Raw genomic sequence first — 19,553 nt, forward strand, 5'->3', positions numbered from 1 at the left:
TCGTTTTTAGTGTTTGCTTTTAGGTTTTACTTGAGGCGCTCTAATTGTGCAATAAGCTTCTCGTGATTTTGTTCGAACCCTGCCAATCGTTGTTTTTCCTGTGCTACAACTTCTTCTGGAGCGCGAGCAACAAAGCTTTCGTTAGATAATTTGCCGCGGGCCTTGGTGATTTCATTGGCTAAACGCTCAATTTCTTTGCTAAGTCTAATTCTTTCTGCCACTACATCAACTTCAATTTTGAGTAAGAGTTTAAGGTCGCCAACTAACGCAATTGGTGCGTCTGGAGCATCTTTTTCTAAAGCGGATTCATCGTTGTAGATTTTGACTTCAGACAGTTTGGCTAAAGCGGTGAGGTAGGGGGTGGCTTGCCTGAGGAATGCTTCAGGACCAGTAATCCAAAGCGGTACTTTATTTCCAGGGGGGACTTGCATCTCCCCACGCAGGTTTCTACAGGCATCCACAATGGCTTTAATTTGAGCAACCCATGCTTCACTCTGTTCATCTAGCTTGTCTGGCTGGGAAACTGGGTAGGGCTGCAGGGCAATAGTTTGCTTTTCTTGCTTGGCAAGCTCTTTTCCTGATATTGGTGCAACGGTTTGCCAGAGCGTTTCAGTAATGAAGGGAATGAGTGGGTGAGCCATCCGCAAGATGGTTTCCAATACGCGCAACAAAGTACGACGTGTTGCACGTTGCTGGGCTGGAGTACCAGTCTGTAGCTGAACTTTAGCAAGCTCAAGGTACCAATCGCAATATTCATCCCAAACAAATTGATAGATGCTCGAGGCAATGTTATCAAAGCGATAGTTTTCAAAACCTTTGGCTACATCTGCCTCAGTTCTTTGAAGTAGGGAAACAATCCAACGATCAGCAGGGGAAAAATCTAAGTAGCCATCTGCGCCACATTGATTATCGCAAGGGGCAAAACCGTTTTCTTCATCACCGCCAGGACAGTTCATGAGAACGAAGCGGGTGGCATTCCAGAGTTTGTTACAGAAGTTGCGATAACCTTCACAGCGTTTCTGGTCAAAGTTGATATTGCGACCTAGCGAAGCAAGCGAAGCAAATGTGAAGCGGAGAGCATCAGTGCCAAATGCAGGAATACCTTCCGGGAATTCCTTTTTAGTTTTCTTACCAATGCTTTCAGCTTGTTTTGGGTTCATCAAGCCAGAAGTTCTTTTATTGACTAGTTCTTCAATCTTGATGCCGTCAATCAGGTCAATCGGGTCCAAGGTGTTGCCTTTGGACTTGCTCATCTTCTGGCCTTCAGAGTCTCGTACTAAACCATGAACGTATACGGTATGAAATGGCACCTTGCCGGTGAAGTGGCAGGTCATCATTACCATGCGCGCCACCCAGAAGAAGATGATGTCAAAGCCAGTGACCAATACAGACGAGGGTAAAAAGTGCTTGAGTTCGGGCGTCTGTTCTGGCCAGCCCAACGAGCTAAATGGTACGAGTGCTGAGCTAAACCAAGTATCGAGTACATCAGGGTCACGAATTAGGGCGCCACTATAGCCAGCAGCTGTAGCCTTAGTTTTTGCTTCCTCTTCAGATCGCGCCACAAAGATTTGACCATCTTCTGCATACCAAGCAGGGATTTGATGGCCCCACCATAGTTGGCGTGAGATACACCAGTCTTGAATATTCTCGAGCCATTGAGTGTAGGTGGTAATCCAGTTTTCAGGGACAAGTTTGATATCGCCTTTGGTTACTGCGTCTAATGCAGCGCCGGCGATTGATGAGCCTGGCTGATACTGATTGTCAGGACTTGGTTTAGACATAGCTACAAACCACTGATCTGTGAGCATTGGCTCAATGATTGTCTGTGTGCGGTCACCGCGCGGCACCATCAATTTATGAGGCTGTACTTTTTCCAATAGACCAGCAGCATCCAAATCGGCAACAATTTGTTTGCGGGCTGCAAAACGCTCCATGCCTTGGTACGTAGACGGGGCATTCTCATTAATCTTTGCATCCAGGGTCAAAATATTAATGAGTGGTAATTGGTGGCGTTGACCTACTGCATAGTCATTGAAGTCATGCGCGGGAGTCACTTTTACAACCCCAGTACCAAAGTTCAAATCAACATAGTCATCTGCGATGATTAGAATCTCGCGATTGCAGAGTGGCAAGTGCACCGACTTGCCAATCAGGTGCTTATAGCGTTCATCTTCAGGATTGACCATCACGGCTACGTCACCCAATAAGGTTTCTGGGCGAGTAGTTGCAACTGTTAAATGCCCAGAGCCATCCGCGAGTGGATAGCGGATGTGCCACATCGAACCATCTTCTTCCTCACTAACAACCTCGAGATCAGAAACTGCAGTACCTAGAACAGGATCCCAGTTCACTAAACGTTTGCCACGGTAAATGAGCCCCTGCTCATGGAGGCGCACAAACACCTCAACCACGGCCTTGGACATTTTGCTATCCATCGTGAAATATTCGCGGCCCCAGTCAATGGAGGCGCCTAGACGACGAATTTGGCGAGTAATGGTCGAACCAGAGCTCTCCTTCCACTCCCAAACCTTTTCTAGGAATTTTTGGCGCCCTAAATCGTGGCGAGAAACTTTTTGTGCATCGAGTTGGCGTTCAACGACAATTTGAGTGGCAATGCCAGCATGATCTGTGCCGGGGACCCACAAGGTATTTTTACCAGACATACGGGCATGACGGACCAGACCATCCATGATTGTTTGGTTAAAGGCGTGACCCATATGCAGGGTGCCAGTCACATTGGGTGGCGGTAGCTGAACACTAAAGTCAGCCTTGCCTTCATCAAGGGAGGCTGTGGCAATGCCTCTATTTTCCCATTCAGGCACCCAATGGGCTTCTATGGGGGCGGGTTCATAGGATTTAGCAAGCTGGTCCGCGGGACTGCTTGCTGGAGAATTGGGGGTATTCGAAGCATTTGGCATAAGAGGCAAATTATAATTGGCACGATGTACTCAGACTTGCTCGCGAACCTCAACCCAGAACAGCGCGAGGCAGTGACCCTCCCGCCCGTAAATGAAAATGGCCAGGCCCAATCAGCCTTAATTTTGGCTGGGGCAGGGAGCGGCAAAACCCGCGTCCTCACTACCCGTATAGCCTGGCTGATCCAAACTGGACAAGTTTCGCCGATTGGGGTCTTGGCGGTAACCTTTACAAATAAGGCTGCCAAAGAGATGATGTTGCGCCTTAGCGCCATGTTGCCTATTAATACTCGAGGTATGTGGATTGGCACTTTTCATGGCCTTTGTAACCGTTTATTGCGCGCACATCACAAAGAAGCCGGTTTACCCTCCACATTTCAGATATTGGATACCCAAGATCAGCTATCAGCCATCAAGCGCCTTTTGAAGGGTTTGAAGGTCGATGATGAGAAGTATCCACCCAAGCAATTGCAGTATTTCATTGCGCATGCCAAAGAACGTGGTCTGCGCGCCCGTGAGTTGGATTCGGGGGATGACTTTCAGGCCAAGATGGCTCAACTCTACGAAGCCTACGATGCACAGTGTCAACGCGAGGGTGTAGTGGATTTTGCAGAGCTCTTATTACGTAGTTATGAGCTGCTTAAGCATAGTGAAGCCATTCGAACGCATTACCAAGAGCGTTTTCGCCACATTTTGATCGATGAGTTTCAAGATACCAATGCACTTCAATATGCCTGGTTAAAGCTACTTTCTGGGCATGACGCCATCAAGTCCAATGTGAGTGGTGCCGGCACTAGTGCCGTCTTTGCTGTTGGCGATGACGATCAGAGTATTTATGCCTTCCGTGGCGCTGATGTAGAGAACATGCGTCTGTATGAAAAACAATTTCATCCGATGATGGTAAAGCTTGAACAGAACTATCGATCGCATGGCCATATCTTAGATACGGCCAATCATCTGATTGCAAACAATACCGAGAGGTTGGGCAAGAATTTACGCACTGATGCTGGTCATGGCGAACCAGTGCGGATTTACGATGCCGCTAGTGATCACGCTGAAGCAGCTTGGCTGGTTGATGAAATCAAGGCCTTAGTTAATAGCGGCATTAAGCGTACCGAAATTGCTTTGCTATACAGGAGTAACGCGCAGTCACGCATCATTGAGCATGCCTTGTTCTCGGCAGCCATCCCTTATCGCGTTTATGGTGGTTTACGATTCTTTGAGCGCGCAGAAATTAAACATGCGCTGGCGTATCTACGCCTTTTAGAAAATCCAAATGACGATACTTCTTTCTCGCGAGTTGTGAACTTTCCAACTCGAGGTATTGGAGCGCGTTCGATTGAGGCTCTACAAGATGAGGCAAGGGCTCAGCAATGCTCTTTATATTTAGCGGCCACCACTTTAACTGGAAAAGCCGGTACATCACTGAGCGGCTTTGTACGTTTGGTTGATCACATGCGTGAGGCAACACGTCACAATACTTTGCCTGAAACTGTCGAGTTTGTGATTCAAAATAGCGGCTTAATTCAGCATTATTTGACGGAGCGTGAAGGTCAAGATCGCGTAGAGAACTTGCAGGAACTTGTCAATGCTGCAACCGCTTTTATTGCTGAAGAGGGTTACGGTCAGGATGCTGCTGCAGCGATGTTGCCTGGTGAAAATGAGCCTGGCGTGGTGGAGGTTTCACCTTTGGCTGCCTTTTTATCGCATGCCTCTTTAGAGGCGGGCGACAATCAAGCTCAAGCCGGACAAGATGCCGTGCAGTTAATGACGGTGCATTCGGCTAAAGGGCTCGAATTTACTTCCGTCTTCATTACTGGTTTGGAGGAAGGCTTATTCCCGCATGAAAATAGTGTGAATGAACTGAATGGCCTAGAGGAAGAGCGACGCTTAATGTATGTTGCGATTACGAGAGCAAAAGAGCGCTTGTACCTCTCTCATACACAATCACGCATGCTCCATGGGCAGGTGCGCTACAACATGCCATCCCGATTCTTAGAAGAGTTGCCAGCCGACTCGCTCAAATGGCTTACTCCAAAAGCGAAGGATGCTCGCTGGGGTGGTGGTAGAAGTTCTGGATCAACTTGGCAAGATGGCTACACTCGCCAACGTGAGTATGAATCTAACGACTTCTTTGATTCTGGTAACGAGCGGCAGCAAGTACGACATCAAACTTATGGCCAGGCGCCTACTAGAGCGGGGCGAGTGGGCTCTGCTTCAACAGTGGTGCAAAGGCTTGCTTCACCCCCACGCGGTAACTATCCATTCACAATTGGGCAAAATGTATTTCATACAAAGTTTGGCGAGGGACGCGTTACCGGTCTAGAAGGCAATGATACTGATGCGCGCGCCCAAGTTAGCTTTAAGCGACATGGTGTGAAATGGTTGCAACTGAGTATTGCTAAGTTGAGCGCGATTGACTGATTGCCTTAGGCGGACAGCGAAGATTCCTCTTTGTCTGCAAAGCATGCCTTCCAGGTAGCAAAGAAAGAGCAGTGCATCACCGTAAGTCCCGCCATTGAGAGCGGGGCGATGATGAATGAAGCTACTTGGCCGAGATCGATTGCATCAAATGCGGCTCCAACCACTAGCGGAATCGCAACCAAGGCTATGCTCCAGATGGCGAGATATAGTAAGAACGCGCCACGATTAGTCCAGCAGGCGAGGCAGCTGGAGAATAGAGCTTGAGGAACAGACATATCCTCCCAGGCAACCAGTATTGGCGAGAACCACATCAGCATGGCAACAGGAATATACAGGATGGCGCCGAAAAATAAGAGTAAATAAATTTGGCGAATAGCTTCAGGAGTGATGGGCTTTTCACTCATTACTAGAGGAAGCAACAACTCAAAATCAACTAGCCCGCTGAGTGCAAAACTCAAAATCAGAATAAGTGCAGCATATACCAAGCCTAACTGTAGGATTCTTTTGCGAACCAGTACCGTTGATTGCAGTGCTGCCAAATACACTAGAGGGCGGATGCGCTCCTTTTGAATGGCTTGGCGGCAGGCCGTCATAAAACCAACCGAGAGGGTCGGAGTTAGAACTAATACCGCAAAGACTCCAATCACTGGCACGAGTACTGCAAGCTGTGCCACAAACACATACATAAAAACTAACATTAAAAATCCAACGGGGCTCTGCTTAAATAGCCAAATGCCTTGGCGGATCCAGGTATAGCCATCGGCGGGGGTGACTGAGTTGAGTTTCATATAGCTTTACGACTTAAGAGAATATGCTCAAAATGGCTTGGGTCATGGGGCGTTAGCATCTGAGCATCGCGAGGCAAATAAAAATCCCATAGTCGAGAGATCCAGAAGCGTAATGCGGCTGCACGCAGCATCATTGACCAACTAATTTTTTCAGCTTCAGTGAGTGGTCGCACCGATTGATAGGCTTCCATAAGCGCACTGAGGCGAGCAGGATCTAAATCTTTTTTATTGCTAGCTAAGCACCAGTCATTGACGGTGACCGCTAGATCAAAGAGCCATTTATCTGTACCCGCAAAATAGAAATCAAAAAAACCGCCCAAACGATCTTTGGACGAGTCTTGAGATTCCTGAGGGTTAAATAAGACATTGTCTCTAAAGAGATCGCAATGACTTGCACCTTGCGGCAAGGCGGCATATTGATTTGAGGCAAAAAACTGTTCTTGAGCGACTAATTCAGTGGTGAGCAGGTTTTTTTGGTATTCATTTAAGTGCGCAATTACCTGAGGTACTGCTTCTTTCCACCAAGTAAGGCTACGTAAATTGATTTGCGCCCCGGGAAAGTCTGCGCCTGCTAAATGCATTTTTGCAAGCATCTCACCTACCAATGCACAATGATTCGTTTTGGGTTCTAACCTGGAAAGCCCCGGGAGCTTGCTAACAATAGCTGCGGGCTTGCTTTGGAGGGAAAATAAAATGGCACCATCCCTATTTGCAATTGGCTTTGGTACAGGAATACCTTTATCTGCCAAGTGACTCATGAGCTCAAGGTAATAGGGAAGTTGCTCTGCAGTTAATCTTTCAAAGATGGTTAAAACAAACTCTTGTTTCTTGCCATCAAGATTGGTATCTAGGAAAAAATTGGAGTTTTCAATGCCGCCATGGATACCGCGCAGGCTGCTTGCTTGCCCAATGTTGAAGTCTCGCGCAATCCAGTCGGAGATATCGCCAAGCTCGATCGGGGTAAATACAGCCATAAATTATTGAATAGGAATGCTAATACTTGGTACGCTAAGGAGGTTGCCTTCGCCAGATTGGGCGCCCGGTTTCACTGAGTCGGGGGGCGACATTTCATAGGTAGTTAGTCTGGTTTTAACCTGCACCTGCGTTGGGCTATTGGCGTCTTTATATTCGGTTACTTCGGTGCCGTTGCCATCTTTAAAGTTATAACTAGGTTTACGCATTTCTGGGGTATTCATGACTCCAGAAGGGCTCATTGTGGGGGCAAGGGGCTGATTATTAATTTGCTGAAGTTCGGAGGGGCTCAGGGCTTGGCTAGAGTTTTGGGCGGCAGTAGTGCCGCTACCCAATATGCCAAAAGTTATGAAAAAGCTTGTTAAAACAAGGGCCTGGCGCCAAGAGCGGCCAAATAATTTGGTAAGAGCATGCATCATTTTTCACCTTTTTAGCCCCACTCTAGATCGGTTCCTAAACCAGACCCGTGGGAAGTTAGCAACTAGATTGTACGATTGCGGTATGACTAAACATAGACTCTTGTTGGTAGACGGCTCTAGCTACCTCTATCGCGCCTTCCATGCCATGCCAGACCTCAGAAATGGGGATGGAGACCCAACTGGTGCCATCTATGGGATGGTCAATATGATGCGTAGGGCTAGATCAGAGCTCAAAGCTGACCATATTGCCTGCGTTTTTGATGCCAAAGGGAAGACTTTTCGGGATGAAATGTATTCCGAGTACAAGGCGCATCGCTCTCCAATGCCTGAGGATTTGGTAAAGCAAATCGAGCCCATTCATGCAATGGTGAGGGCTTTGGGTTGGCCAGTATTGATGGTTTCTGGAGTTGAGGCTGATGATGTGATCGGTACCTTAGCTTGCCAGGCAACGCAGGCTGGCTGGGAAACAATTATTTCTACTGGTGATAAAGATTTAGCGCAGCTCGTGAATTCATCGGTAACTTTGATCAACACCATGACCAATGAAAAACTAGATATCAACGGCGTGATCGAAAAATTTGGGGTGCCACCCGAACGCATTGTTGATTATTTATCCATTATTGGCGATGCTGTCGACAATGTGCCTGGCGTTCCTAAGGCCGGACCCAAGACTGCCAATAAATGGTTAGCAGAGTTTGGCGATCTCGATAGTTTGATGGCCAATGCTGACCAAGTGAAAGGCGTGGTGGGTGAAAATTTACGGGCTAGCTTAGAGTGGCTTCCTCAAGCGCGTCAGTTGATCACGGTCAAAACAGATTGCGATTTAAATCCACATATCCTGGCTTTGGATGAGCTGCATGCAAAGCCTGAAGATGCTCCACTGTTGCGCGAGTTATTTGAACGTTATGCATTTAAGACATGGTTGCGTGACGTAGAAAAACAGCTGGCTAACCCTAACACTCAGTCAGAGCAAGCAGATGCAGTCTTTGATTTAGCTGGCAGCCCATTGCCCGGAATCTCCCCAAATGAATTGGCTGCAAAAAAATCACGAGAGATTGCGACAGCACCAACAACGACCTTATCTCAGACTACAACCGACTTAAATGATGCTATTGAGCGTCACTATGAATGTGTAGTTGATGAAGCGAGTTTGGAGCGGTGGTTAAAAAAGATTGCAGATGCACCCTTAACTGCAGTGGACACCGAGACTACTGGTTTGGATGCCCTCGCTGCAGAGCTAGTGGGCATTTCTTTATCAGTCAAACCAGGTGAGGCTTGTTATATTCCCGTGGCCCACCGCAATGGCGAAGTGCAGTTAGATCGCAATCTGGTTTTGGCACGCATGAAATCTTGGTTGGAAAGCACCTCTCATTTAAAAGTTGGACAAAACTTAAAGTACGACAGTCATATCTTTGCAAATTACGGCATTACCTTAGGTGGCATTCAGTTTGATACTTTGCTCGAATCATATGTGCTTGAATCCCACCTGCCTCATAACATGGATAGCCTTGCAGAACGCCATCTTGGCGTGAAGACAATTCGTTATGAAGAGGTTTGCGGTAAAGGCGTTCATCAAATTGGCTTTGATCAAGTTGATCTGCAGATTGCTACCAACTACGCTGCTGAAGATGCTGATGTTACTTTGCGACTGCATTTAGAGTTGTGGCCACAGATTGAGGCAAGCCCTGGCTTGCGATACGTGTACGAGAGTATTGAGATGCCTGCTATGCGTGTGCTCGGCATCATGGAACGTAATGGCATTCGAATTGATTCGGCTTTGTTGGCAAAGCAGGGTCAACAAGTTGGTAAGCGTCTTCTGGAGTTGGAGGGTGAGATTCACAAACTGGCTGGACAACCTTTTAATATCCAATCGCCCAAGCAAATCGCTGAAATCTTATTTGTGCAGTTGGAATTACCTGTCGTCAAGAAGACGCCATCGGGCGCGCCTTCAACCGATGAAGAGGTGTTGCAAAAGTTGGCGGAAGACTATCCTTTGCCTGCCCGCATTTTGGACTATCGCAGCCTCGCCAAATTAATGTCGACGTATATCGAGAAACTACCGCGTATGGCTGATCCACAGACAGGCAGGGTGCATACCAATTTTTCACAGGCAACTGCAGTAACAGGACGCCTGGCATCTAGTGATCCCAATTTACAAAATATTCCAGTGCGTACTGAAGAGGGTCGCCGCATTCGGGAAGCCTTTATCCCCGCTGATGGTTGTAAGCTACTCTCAGCCGACTATTCTCAAATTGAATTGCGTATCATGGCGCATATTGCGGAAGACGAAAATCTGCTAGCGGCATTTAGGGGTGGGAAGGACGTACACCAAGCTACTGCCGCAGAAATTTTCGGGGTACCTTTGGATGGCGTGAACTCTGAACAACGTCGCTATGCCAAGGTGATCAATTTTGGTTTAATTTACGGCATGAGTGCCTTTGGTCTTGCAAGTAATTTGGGGATCGAGCGTTCGGCAGCGCAAAATTACATCGCTAAATATTTCGATCGATATCCAGGAGTTGCGCAATATATGGAGCGTACTCGCCTCGAGGCGCGTGAGAACGGTTATGTAGAAACGGTATTTGGTAGACGGCTTTGGCTTCCTGAAATCAAGGGCTCTAATGGCCCACGTCGCCAAGGAGCTGAGCGCGCCGCCATTAATGCGCCGATGCAAGGAACTGCTGCCGACTTAATTAAGTTGGCAATGATTGCAGTTGAAAATTGGCTAGAAAAAGAGCAGCTCAAAACACGTATGCTTTTACAGGTGCATGATGAATTGGTATTTGATGTACCTTTGGATGAGATAGATCTGCTAAAGGCAAAATTACCAGAATTAATGTGTACAGTTGCTGACCTCAAGGTGCCCTTATTGGTTAGCATTGGTGTTGGCGATAATTGGGAAGAAGCTCACTGAGTTTGGTATAAATATTTCGGCAAAATGGGGTAATGACAATGCAAAAAAGAGACAACAAACATTCGCTAGATATTCAAAGCGATAGGAGGGTTTTTATGAAGAGCTCTGCGATGGCTGCAACAGGCATTGGCTTTGGTTTAGCGCCCGCCTCTGAACCTGTAATGGCGGCTGTGATTGAAACAAGTTTTTCCGGCATCATTGCTGGCGAGCAAATGATTCCGGTTGGGAGCTCCCAAATTCCAGCATATGTATCTCGCCCAGAGAAGACTAAGGGCCAGTTGCCTGTTGTGATTGTTGCGTCGGAAATCTTTGGTGTGCATGAGCACATCGCCGATGTGACAAGACGATTTGCAAAATTAGGCTATCTTGCCATTGCTCCAGAATTCTTTGTGCGCGCCGGTGATCCCAGTCAATACGGCACAATTGCTGAAATCTTTACTAACATTATTTCCAAGACATCTGATGCTCAGGTTTTGGGTGATTTACAAGCAGCATTAGTATGGGCTGGTAAAAATGGCGGTGACTTAAAGCGGATCGGTGTGACTGGATTCTGTTGGGGAGGCCGTATTACCTGGTTGGCCGCCACCCTGCCTCAGGTTCGAGCGGGTGTTGCTTGGTATGGCCGTTTGATTGGGGAAAAAACAGAAGGCAATCCTCGGCATCCAGTTGATATTGCCGGTGATTTAAAAGCCCCAGTACTCGGCTTATATGGCGCTGCTGATACCGGCATTTCCTTGGAGAGTATTGATCAAATGCGTGCGGCTTTAGCTAAGGCATCCTCGACAAATGCTGCAGCAAAGCAATCACAGTTTGTGGTGTATCCAGATACTCCTCATGCTTTCCATGCTGATTATCGCGAGTCTTACCGCGAGGGCCCAGCAAAAGATGGCTGGGAAAAATGTATAGCATGGTTTAAGAAAAACGGAGTAGTGTGACTGCTATGACGGTATTACAAAGCATCATTTTGATTACGGCCTTTGCTGGGGTGGTGAGTGTTTCCATTGCCGCCACCTTTTCTTTGGCTTTGCTATCAAAAATGGTGAATGACATGGTAAGTGTTTCAGTTGGGATTTTGCTCGCCACGGCTTTACTCCACTCTTTGCCAGAAGCTTTTAGCATGGAAGGTACAAACCCTCAACTTTTATTTGCCACCTTACTTGCTGGCTTATTAGGCTTTTTTTTGCTGGAGAAGATTGCCTTACTGCGTCATAGCCATCATCACGAAGGTGATGGTCATCACCATCATCATGGTCACGATGCCGAGGTTGCAGGTCGTAGCGGTGGAATGATTTTGGTAGGCGATAGCATTCATAATTTTGTTGATGGCGTTTTGATTGCTGCGGCTTTTATGGCCGATTATCAAGTGGGTTTTTTTACAGCGCTTGCCATCATTGCTCACGAGATCCCTCAAGAGATTGGCGACTTTATCGTTTTACTGAACGCCGGCTTTTCTCGGGCTCGGGCATTGCTCTATAACTTGATTTGTGGCTTATCTGCTGTTGTGGGTGGTGTTTTAGCTTATTTCTTTTTGGAAAGAGCTCACGCTGCAATGCCTTATTTATTGGTGATTGCATCGAGCAGTTTTATTTATATTGCTGTCAGCGATTTGATTCCACAAATGCATCGTCGCCCGCATTGGGTTGAGTCACTGCGTCAAACAGTGTTAATCGCTTGTGGTGTAGGTTTTGTGATATTGCTCGCTTACTTCCATTAAGTTTCAATGGGCCTGCTAGGGTCGGCACACCATTCGCTCCAGCTGCCGGCGTAGAGTCGTGAGCCCTTCAAGCCAGCCACTTCCATTGCCAATAGATTGTGGCAAGCGGTCACTCCTGAACCACACTGATGAATCACTTCAGATGCTTTGATGGAGCCAAGCAAATCGACAAAGTCTTTATATAATTTCTCTGGGGTCTTGAATTGGGCAGCAGATAGATTCTCCTTAAAGAAACGATTGCTTGCGCCTGGAATATGTCCCGCTACCGGGTCTAAGGTTTCATTCTGACCATGAAAGCGATCATTGGCGCGTGCATCAATCACAATGCTTTTTTTAGTTTGTAAGTTTTCGGCTACGGCGTCTACCAGGACAAGACCAACATATGGCATGGCCTCCATGGCTTGCTTAGCTGGCCTTGGTTTGCGTGGAATCATCCCGATCGGGCCGTTCCAAGCATCTAATCCACCATCTAACACGCGGACATTAGCGTGGCCAGTAGCTTTTAGCATCCACCATAAGCGACTTGCGTATACAGACCCCTGTTTGTCATAGGCCACAACGAGGGTACTGTTATCCATACCTAAACGCGTTTTCGTTTTCGCCCAAGTTTCTGGGTTCGGTAAAGGATGTCGTCCATTTTTACCAGTTTTTACCCCTGAAAGATCTTGATCAAGGTCGACATAGATAGCACCTGGAATATGGCCCTCTTCGTATGCCTTTCTACCGGCCGTTGTATCGGCTAAGTCAAATCGACAATCACACAGCAATACATTCTCACCGCTGTTAATGATTTCTTCTAACTGGTTGGCGGTAATGAGAGGAGTCATGACGACCTTCTGTAAAGTGGATTAAATGCCTTGATAGTTCATCACACGACGATACCATTCATGGAAATGCTGCATACCATCTTCCATGGGGCTTTGATAAGGACCAACTTCATTGACGCCGCGCGCCAAGAGTGCGGCACGACCAGCATCCATGCGCTCACCGATTTCATCATCTTCGATGCAGGTTTCCATGTAAGCAGCGCGTTCAGCTTCAACAAATTCACGCTCGAACAGCGCAATCTCTTCTGGGTAATAAAACTCAACGATGTTGCGCGTTTTATTGGGGCCAAGAGGATGCAGTGTAGAAACGCAGAGCACGCCTGGATACCACTCGACCATGACATTAGGATAGTAGGTAAGCCAGATTGCTCCATGGCGAGGCGATTGCCCGCCAAACTGGCGTAACACCGCTTCATGCCAGTTGCGATATACAGGTGATCCAGGTATTGCGAGGTCTTTATGAATGCCAACGGTTTGTACGCTATGCCAGTCACCAAATTCCCAGCGGAGATCTTCACAAGAAACAAACTTACCTAAGCCTGGATGAAAAGGTACGACATGATAGTCCTCGAGGTAAACCTCGATAAACGTTTTCCAGTTGTAATGACAGTCATGAACCTCAACGTGATCGAGCAGATAGCCATCAAACTTGAGATCATCGGCAACGCCTAATTTGGCAAGATCGGCCCTCACATCGCGTGGACCTTCAAATAATAATCCTTGCCAGTTTTGTAATGGCGACCTTCCTAAATTAAGGCATGGCTTATCTTCAAAGTGGGGCGCACCTAAAAGATTGCCGCCGAGATCATACGTCCAGCGATGCAGTGGGCAAACAATATTTTCTGTTTTGCCAGAGCCATTGAGCATCAGTGCTTGGCGATGACGGCAGACATTGGATAAAAGCTCAACACCAGTCTCATTGCGTACCAGAATACGACCTTCATTTTCTGCTGCTAAAGTGCGATAGGAGCCCACCTCAGGCACCATGAGTTCATGGCCGACATAGCCCGGCCCCTGCTTAAAAAGCAGTTCAATTTCGCGCTGATACAGGTCAGCGTCAAAATATGCCGAAACCGGCAGTTGTAGATTGGACGGCGCAAGCTTCTGCGCGGTAGCCAGATTAGTCATTCTCCCCACCCCCGAAAACGTCAGCCGAAGCTAAGCGGAATAACCAATCCAACCATCGACGAGTCGATATTGGAAAGGAAGGGGTGAATTATACCCATCGAACGAACTTCTCGCTTTAATATATAGGGCTGTTTGTGCAAGAAATACAAAGGAAATAGGCCTATGCCAGCTAAAAAATCAGAGAGTCAAAAGCCTGCTCTTGAGGCCCAAATTGATCCCAAATTGCGTTATGAAGAGGCGGTTAAAGAGCTCGAGAAGCTGATTTCTGATATGGAGTCAGGAAAATTCTCCCTCGAAGAAACCCTTTTGGCTTACCAGCGTGGGGCTGCACTACTAAAACATTGTCAGGGTGTTCTTGCCCAAGTCGAACAACAAGTGCGGGTATTTGAAGTCTAATGACTGCAGTTTTTCAATTTCAGGACTGGCTTATTACGCATTCTGCGCGCACCGAGTTGGCGTTAGATGCGCTACTTGATTCGGATCAAATCACTCCTAATCGATTGCATGAAGCAATGCGTTATGCCGCTCAGGGTGGCGGTAAGCGGATTCGTCCATTACTGGTATTTGCAGCTGGCACCCTAGGCAATAGCGATTCCGTAACATCCGATGCGCTTGATGCGGCTGCGGTGGCAATTGAATGCATTCATGCTTACTCCTTGGTTCATGATGACTTACCTTGTATGGATGATGATGATTTACGTCGTGGAAGGCCTACCGTTCATAGGGCCTATGATGAAGCTACCGCTTTATTGGTCGGCGATGCATTGCAAACGCGCGCCTTTGAAATTTTGGCAAATGCTAATTGTGCGGCCGATACTCGTTTATTAATGATTAGCGCTTTAGCTGCAGCATCGGGATCGCGAGGGATGGCTGGTGGTCAGGCGATTGACTTGGAGCATGTTGGCAAGAAATTAGATTTGCCTGGACTCAAGCAAATGCATGCTATGAAGACTGGGGCATTACTCGCTTGTGCGGTCGAATTGGGTGGGATTGTTGCATGTCTTGATGCGGCTCAGATGCTTTGTCTCAAGCATTACTCCCAAGCTCTAGGTTTAGCCTTTCAGATCATTGACGATGTTTTAGATGCTACAGCCGACAGTCAAACTCTTGGAAAGACTGCCGGCAAGGACGTCGCCAACGATAAGCCGACTTATGTCACCTTGATGGGTTTAGACTATGCACAGAAGCAAGCAATGCAGTTACAAGCAGAGGCGATTGGCAGCCTAGATATTTTTGGTAGCAAAGGGCAGGCCCTGAAAGACTTGGCCCTGTTAGTTGTCAATAGAGGTAAATAAGTTTTACATTAGATTCGATGACCTTAGATTCCATACAATCTCCCGCTGATTTAAAAAAACTTTCTCGTGAAGATTTGCCTGCTTTGGCGATTGAGTTGCGCCAATTTGTTTTAGATTCGGTCTCCAAAACTGGCGGACATCTTTCTTCAAATTTGGGAACTGTGGAGCTATCGATTGCACTGCATTATGTTTTTGACACGCCGCATGATCGGGTTGTTTGGGATGTGGGTCATCAGAGTTACCCTCATAAGATTTTGACTGGCCGACGCGATCGCATGCACACACTTCGTCAGCTAGATGGCCTGTCCGGTTTTCCTCGTCGCAATGAGAGTGAGTACGATGCATTTGGAACCGGCCATTCCTCCACTAGTATTTCTGCGGCGATGGGTATGGCAAGGGCATTTCAAGCCAAAGGTGAAAAGCAGGTTGCGGTTGCCGTGATTGGCGATAGCGCCATGACTGGGGGCATGGCTTTTGAGGCCATGAATAACGCGGGTGTATATGACGATTTACCGCTCATAGTGATCTTGAACGATAACGACATGTCGATTTCGCCGGCTGTCGGTGCTTTGAATCGCCACCTTGCACGCTTACTAAGCGGCAATATTTACTCGGCAACTAAAAAGGGAATCGATAGCGTTCTATCCATTGCACCGCCGTTACGTGAGTTTGCTAAACGCTTAGAAGATCACGCTAAGGGTATGGTATCTCCGTCAACCATTTTCCAAGAGTTTGGCTTTAATTATTTTGGCCCAATTGATGGGCATGATTTGTCTGCGTTGATACCAATGCTGCAGAATGTGCGTCGTTTGGCGCTCGAAGGACGCGGCCCCCAATTTCTTCATGTGGTGACCCGCAAAGGTCAAGGTTATGAATTGGCTGAGGCTGATCCAGTGCTTTATCACGGACCGGGCAAGTTCAATCCAGAGGAGGGCGTGAAGAAACCTGTAACACCTCCCAAGAAAACATTTACACAGGTATTTGGTGAATGGTTGTGCGACATGGCTCATGCCGATCCTTTATTGGTCGGCATTACCCCAGCAATGAGCGAAGGCTCGGGATTAGTTGAATTCGAGAAGAACTTTCCAAAGCGTTACTACGATGTTGGTATCGCAGAGCAGCACGCCGTAACATTTGCTGCTGGAATGGCATGTGAAGGTATGAAGCCCGTGGTGGCAATTTATTCCACTTTCTTGCAGCGTGCATATGATCAATTAATTCATGATGTGGCGATTCAGGATTTGCCAGTTTTGTTTGCATTGGATCGCGCAGGTCTGGTTGGCGCTGATGGCGCAACCCATGCTGGCGTCTACGACATTCCGTTTTTGCGCTGTATTCCCAATATGTTGGTTATGACGCCCGCTGATGAAGCGGAGTGCCGCGATTTATTAACGACCGCCTTCCATCAATCTCATCCCAGTGCAGTGCGTTACCCACGTGGTGCAGGCATTGGCGCGATTCCTTCTCCAGAATTAAGAATGCTCCCATTAGGCAAGGGCGAGCTCCGTCGCAAATCCAATGCACCAGTTGGCAGTCGTATAGCAATCTTGGCGTTCGGTACTTTGCTGTATCCCACTTTGGAAGCCGCTGAGCAGTGCGATGCCACGGTTGCGAATATGCGTTTTGTGAAACCTTTGGATATTGACTTGATCAAATCCTTGGCTGCCGATCATGATTATTTTGTGACTGTTGAGGATGGTGCCATTCAAGGTGGCGCAGGTAGCGCTTGCTTAGAAGCGCTCTCTGCAATGGGCATCAATAAGCCTTTATTGCAGTTGGGTATTCCGGATGAATTTATTGAGCATGGTGACTACAAGTTGCTCATGACCAAGTGTGGCTTAGATCCTGAAGGCATTGCTAGGTCGATTACAAGGCGTTTTCCAGCCGTCTTGAGTGTGAATTCAGTGGTGACAGGCAAATAAGCCGGTTTTGCCGGAAAATAGAGACATGAATGACATGAACGCCTCCTTCCTAAAGCCTAGCGCAATGCCTGATGTGCAATCCGCTCGGGATGAGCGGGCTTTACCTATTGAACAGGTGGGCATTCGTGGCGTGCGTCATCCCCTGACAATTCGCACAAAGACTGGTAGTTTTCCCTCGGTTGGCAATTTTGAGATGGATGTTGCTTTGCCTGCGCATATTAAGGGCACGCACATGTCGCGTTTTATGGCGATTTTGCAAAAACAAGATGAGGCAATTGATAGTGCTTCAGTGGTTTCAATGGTACGTGAGATGTTGCCACTCTTGGATGCTACTGAGGGTCGAGTGCAATTTACTTATACCCATTTTGTGAAGAAAGCTGCGCCAGTCTCTGGTGTTGAAAGCTTGATGGATTACGAAGTCACTTGGATGGCAAAAGGCAAAAAAAATGCTGCCGGCTCCATTGATGTGGATTTGCAGTTATCAGCTGTAGTTCCTGTCATGAGTCTATGTCCATGCTCAAAAGAGATTTCTGATTTTGGTGCGCATAATCAACGCTCGCATGTCACGATGACAGTGATGCTAGATTCGACAACCAAGATGACAGTAGAGGATTTAGTTACTGCGGCTGAGAGTGAAGCATCAAGCGAGTTATGGGGTTTACTCAAGCGCCCAGATGAGAAGTGGGTCACCGAGCATTCTTACAGTAACCCTAAGTTTGTTGAGGACTTAGTGCGTGATGTTGCCGGCCAACTCAAAGCTGATGCGCGCATCTTGTCATTTGTGGTTGAGGCTGAAAACTTTGAATCAATTCATAACCACAGTGCCTTTGCCAGAATTAGCCTGGCAAAATAAAGCAAGAAAAATATAGCTGGAGTGCAACTTAAATAAGGTTGTTGCTCTGTAAATCCCAGCGGGGTTTGATATCAAATGCCCCTGATCTTGTTGAGCCATTATTAGCTTCAAGTAAACGAAGTGCTCCGGCAAAGGCAATCATCACACCATTATCGGTACATAAATCTAGTGGCGGGTAGTGAACTTGAAAACCATTTTTAACGGCCTTCTCATTTAAGGCCGCGCGCAGTTGTAAGTTAGCTCCTACGCCGCCAGCAAGAACAAGATGTTTGCAGTCCGTTCTTTTAAGTGCTTTTTCTGATTTGCTCACCAAGACTGCAACCAAGGATTCGACAAAGGCTCTCGCCAAATCTGCATGAAATTGGGCAATTTCAGTTGTGTCGGTATTATTTTTTTCCTGGAACCTTTTCACTTGGGTAAGAACGGCTGTCTTTAATCCGGAAAAGGAAAAATCTAGATCGCCTGAGTGCATCATCGGTTTGGGTAAATCAAATTGACCGGGCCGACCTTTTTCTGCCAGCTTTGAAATAGCGGCTCCACCTGGATAATCTAAGCCTAGTAATTTGGCAGTTTTATCAAAAGCCTCTCCAGCAGCGTCATCTAAGGTTTCTCCAAGTAATTCATAGCGCCCAACCCCGCTCACTTTCATAAGTTGCGTATGGCCACCGGAAACTAGTAGGGCAATAAATGGAAATTGTGGGGCCGTTTCCCCTAAAAGCGGGGAGAGTAGGTGCCCCTCAAGATGATGTACCCCAAGAGAGGGGAGATTGAGGCCTTGGGCTAGGGATTTGGCAAAGGCGCTACCTACCAAAAGAGCGCCAGCGAGCCCGGGACCTTGGGTGTAAGCAATCGCGTCAATATCCTTGAGGGCGAGCCCAGACTGGGTTAAGGATTCGTCTAAAAGGGGTAAAACCCGGCGAATGTGGTCTCTGGAGGCTAGTTCTGGCACTACCCCCCCATACTCCCGGTGCATGGCGATCTGGGAGTGGAGAGCCTGCCCTAGAATGCCTTGGAAGGCAGGTTGTGCACTCTCCCAGGGCATGGTGTTGTATAAAGCCACCCCGGTCTCGTCACAAGAAGTTTCTATGCCTAAAACAATCATTTTTCGCTTGGTCGTGATAGAATCCGTGATTCAGTTAATTTTCGAGCATAAACGAGTTAAACAAGTATGACTACAGTCCGCCTCCGTGAAAACGAACCTTTTGAAGTGGCATTGCGCCGTTTCAAGCGCACCATTGAAAAAAATGGCCTTTTGACCGACTTGCGTGCTCGCGAGTTCTACGAAAAGCCAACTGCTGAGCGTAAGCGTAAAAAAGCAGCAGCTGCAAAACGCCATTACAAGCGTATTCGTAGCCAGATGTTGCCTAAGAAGCTTTATTAGT

At 47.5% G+C, this 19,553-nt stretch carries 16 protein-coding genes; 9 read left to right on the forward strand and 7 right to left on the reverse strand.

What is annotated here, in order from left to right; all coding sequences use genetic code 11:
• Positions 1-26 precede the first annotated feature (26 nt).
• The gene (locus tag ICN46_RS01885; protein ID WP_216203890.1) at positions 27-2,918 is read right to left on the reverse strand and encodes a valine--tRNA ligase; all 2,892 of its coding nucleotides are present in this window, start codon (positions 2,916-2,918) and stop codon (positions 27-29) included.
• A 24-nt stretch (positions 2,919-2,942) separates the two neighbouring features.
• Between ICN46_RS01885 and ICN46_RS01890 the strand changes: the two genes are divergently transcribed.
• Positions 2,943-5,339, forward strand: coding sequence for a UvrD-helicase domain-containing protein (locus ICN46_RS01890; RefSeq protein WP_216203891.1), 2,397 nt, complete (start codon positions 2,943-2,945; stop codon positions 5,337-5,339).
• A gap of 5 nt (positions 5,340-5,344) precedes the next feature.
• On the opposite strand, the gene ICN46_RS01895 is transcribed toward ICN46_RS01890, so the two are convergent.
• Genes ICN46_RS01895 through ICN46_RS01905 form a run of 3 tightly spaced genes read right to left on the reverse strand, consistent with a single transcriptional unit; the run spans position 5,345 to position 7,518 of the window.
• Positions 5,345-6,127 (reverse strand): BPSS1780 family membrane protein, encoded by a 783-nt coding sequence (locus tag ICN46_RS01895; RefSeq protein ID WP_216203893.1) that lies wholly within the window; start codon positions 6,125-6,127, stop codon positions 5,345-5,347.
• On the reverse strand, positions 6,124-7,101 hold the full coding sequence (locus tag ICN46_RS01900; protein WP_216203895.1) for a homoserine kinase: 978 nt from the start codon (positions 7,099-7,101) through the stop codon (positions 6,124-6,126). Before ICN46_RS01900 ends, ICN46_RS01895 begins: the two co-directional genes overlap by 4 nt.
• 3 nt (positions 7,102-7,104) lie before the next feature.
• Positions 7,105-7,518: a hypothetical protein gene (locus ICN46_RS01905; protein WP_216203897.1), complete on the reverse strand. Its 414-nt coding sequence runs from the start codon at positions 7,516-7,518 to the stop codon at positions 7,105-7,107.
• A gap of 82 nt (positions 7,519-7,600) precedes the next feature.
• Between ICN46_RS01905 and polA the strand changes: the two genes are divergently transcribed.
• From polA to ICN46_RS01920, 3 genes are all read left to right on the forward strand, one after another.
• Entirely contained in the window at positions 7,601-10,432 is a 2,832-nt protein-coding gene (polA, locus tag ICN46_RS01910; protein ID WP_216203899.1) for a DNA polymerase I, read from the forward strand.
• 95 nt (positions 10,433-10,527) lie between these two features.
• A complete protein-coding gene (locus ICN46_RS01915; protein ID WP_255538688.1) occupies positions 10,528-11,367 on the forward strand; it encodes a dienelactone hydrolase family protein in 840 nt (279 codons plus the stop codon).
• Positions 11,364-12,146, forward strand: coding sequence for a ZIP family metal transporter (locus ICN46_RS01920; protein WP_370625466.1), 783 nt, complete (start codon positions 11,364-11,366; stop codon positions 12,144-12,146). Before ICN46_RS01915 ends, ICN46_RS01920 begins: the two co-directional genes overlap by 4 nt.
• Here the strand turns inward: ICN46_RS01920 and ICN46_RS01925 are convergent.
• Both ICN46_RS01925 and put2H read right to left on the reverse strand, forming a co-directional pair.
• Entirely contained in the window at positions 12,143-12,973 is an 831-nt protein-coding gene (locus tag ICN46_RS01925; RefSeq protein WP_216203903.1) for a sulfurtransferase, read from the reverse strand. The genes ICN46_RS01920 and ICN46_RS01925 overlap by 4 nt on opposite strands.
• Positions 12,974-12,994: 21 nt before the next feature.
• Entirely contained in the window at positions 12,995-14,101 is a 1,107-nt protein-coding gene (gene put2H, locus ICN46_RS01930) for a putrescine 2-hydroxylase Put2H (protein WP_216203904.1), read from the reverse strand.
• 162 nt (positions 14,102-14,263) lie between these two features.
• Here put2H and xseB point away from each other — a divergent pair, with 162 nt between their 5' ends.
• The 4 genes from xseB to folE2 are packed head-to-tail and all read left to right on the forward strand — an operon-like array spanning position 14,264 to position 18,171.
• Positions 14,264-14,497 carry an exodeoxyribonuclease VII small subunit gene (gene xseB, locus ICN46_RS01935; RefSeq protein WP_216203906.1) on the forward strand — a complete coding sequence of 78 codons (234 nt, stop codon included), beginning with the start codon at positions 14,264-14,266 and terminating at the stop codon, positions 14,495-14,497.
• Positions 14,497-15,396 (forward strand): polyprenyl synthetase family protein, encoded by a 900-nt coding sequence (locus ICN46_RS01940; RefSeq protein ID WP_216203908.1) that lies wholly within the window; start codon positions 14,497-14,499, stop codon positions 15,394-15,396. Before xseB ends, ICN46_RS01940 begins: the two co-directional genes overlap by 1 nt.
• A gap of 17 nt (positions 15,397-15,413) precedes the next feature.
• Complete coding sequence (gene dxs / locus ICN46_RS01945) at positions 15,414-17,318, forward strand: 1-deoxy-D-xylulose-5-phosphate synthase (RefSeq protein WP_216203910.1); 1,905 nt, start codon at positions 15,414-15,416, stop codon at positions 17,316-17,318.
• Between the two features lie 25 nt (positions 17,319-17,343).
• A complete protein-coding gene (gene folE2, locus ICN46_RS01950; RefSeq protein WP_216203912.1) occupies positions 17,344-18,171 on the forward strand; it encodes a GTP cyclohydrolase FolE2 in 828 nt (275 codons plus the stop codon).
• A gap of 28 nt (positions 18,172-18,199) precedes the next feature.
• Here folE2 and tsaD read toward each other — a convergent pair whose 3' ends face one another.
• Positions 18,200-19,273 carry a tRNA (adenosine(37)-N6)-threonylcarbamoyltransferase complex transferase subunit TsaD gene (gene tsaD / locus ICN46_RS01955; RefSeq protein ID WP_216203913.1) on the reverse strand — a complete coding sequence of 358 codons (1,074 nt, stop codon included), beginning with the start codon at positions 19,271-19,273 and terminating at the stop codon, positions 18,200-18,202.
• 66 nt (positions 19,274-19,339) lie between these two features.
• Here tsaD and rpsU point away from each other — a divergent pair, with 66 nt between their 5' ends.
• Complete coding sequence (rpsU, locus tag ICN46_RS01960) at positions 19,340-19,552, forward strand: 30S ribosomal protein S21 (protein WP_011903537.1); 213 nt, start codon at positions 19,340-19,342, stop codon at positions 19,550-19,552.
• Position 19,553 lies beyond the last annotated feature (1 nt).

The organism is Polynucleobacter sp. Latsch14-2 (assembly GCF_018881925.1).
Classification (GTDB): Bacteria; Pseudomonadota; Gammaproteobacteria; order Burkholderiales; family Burkholderiaceae; genus Polynucleobacter.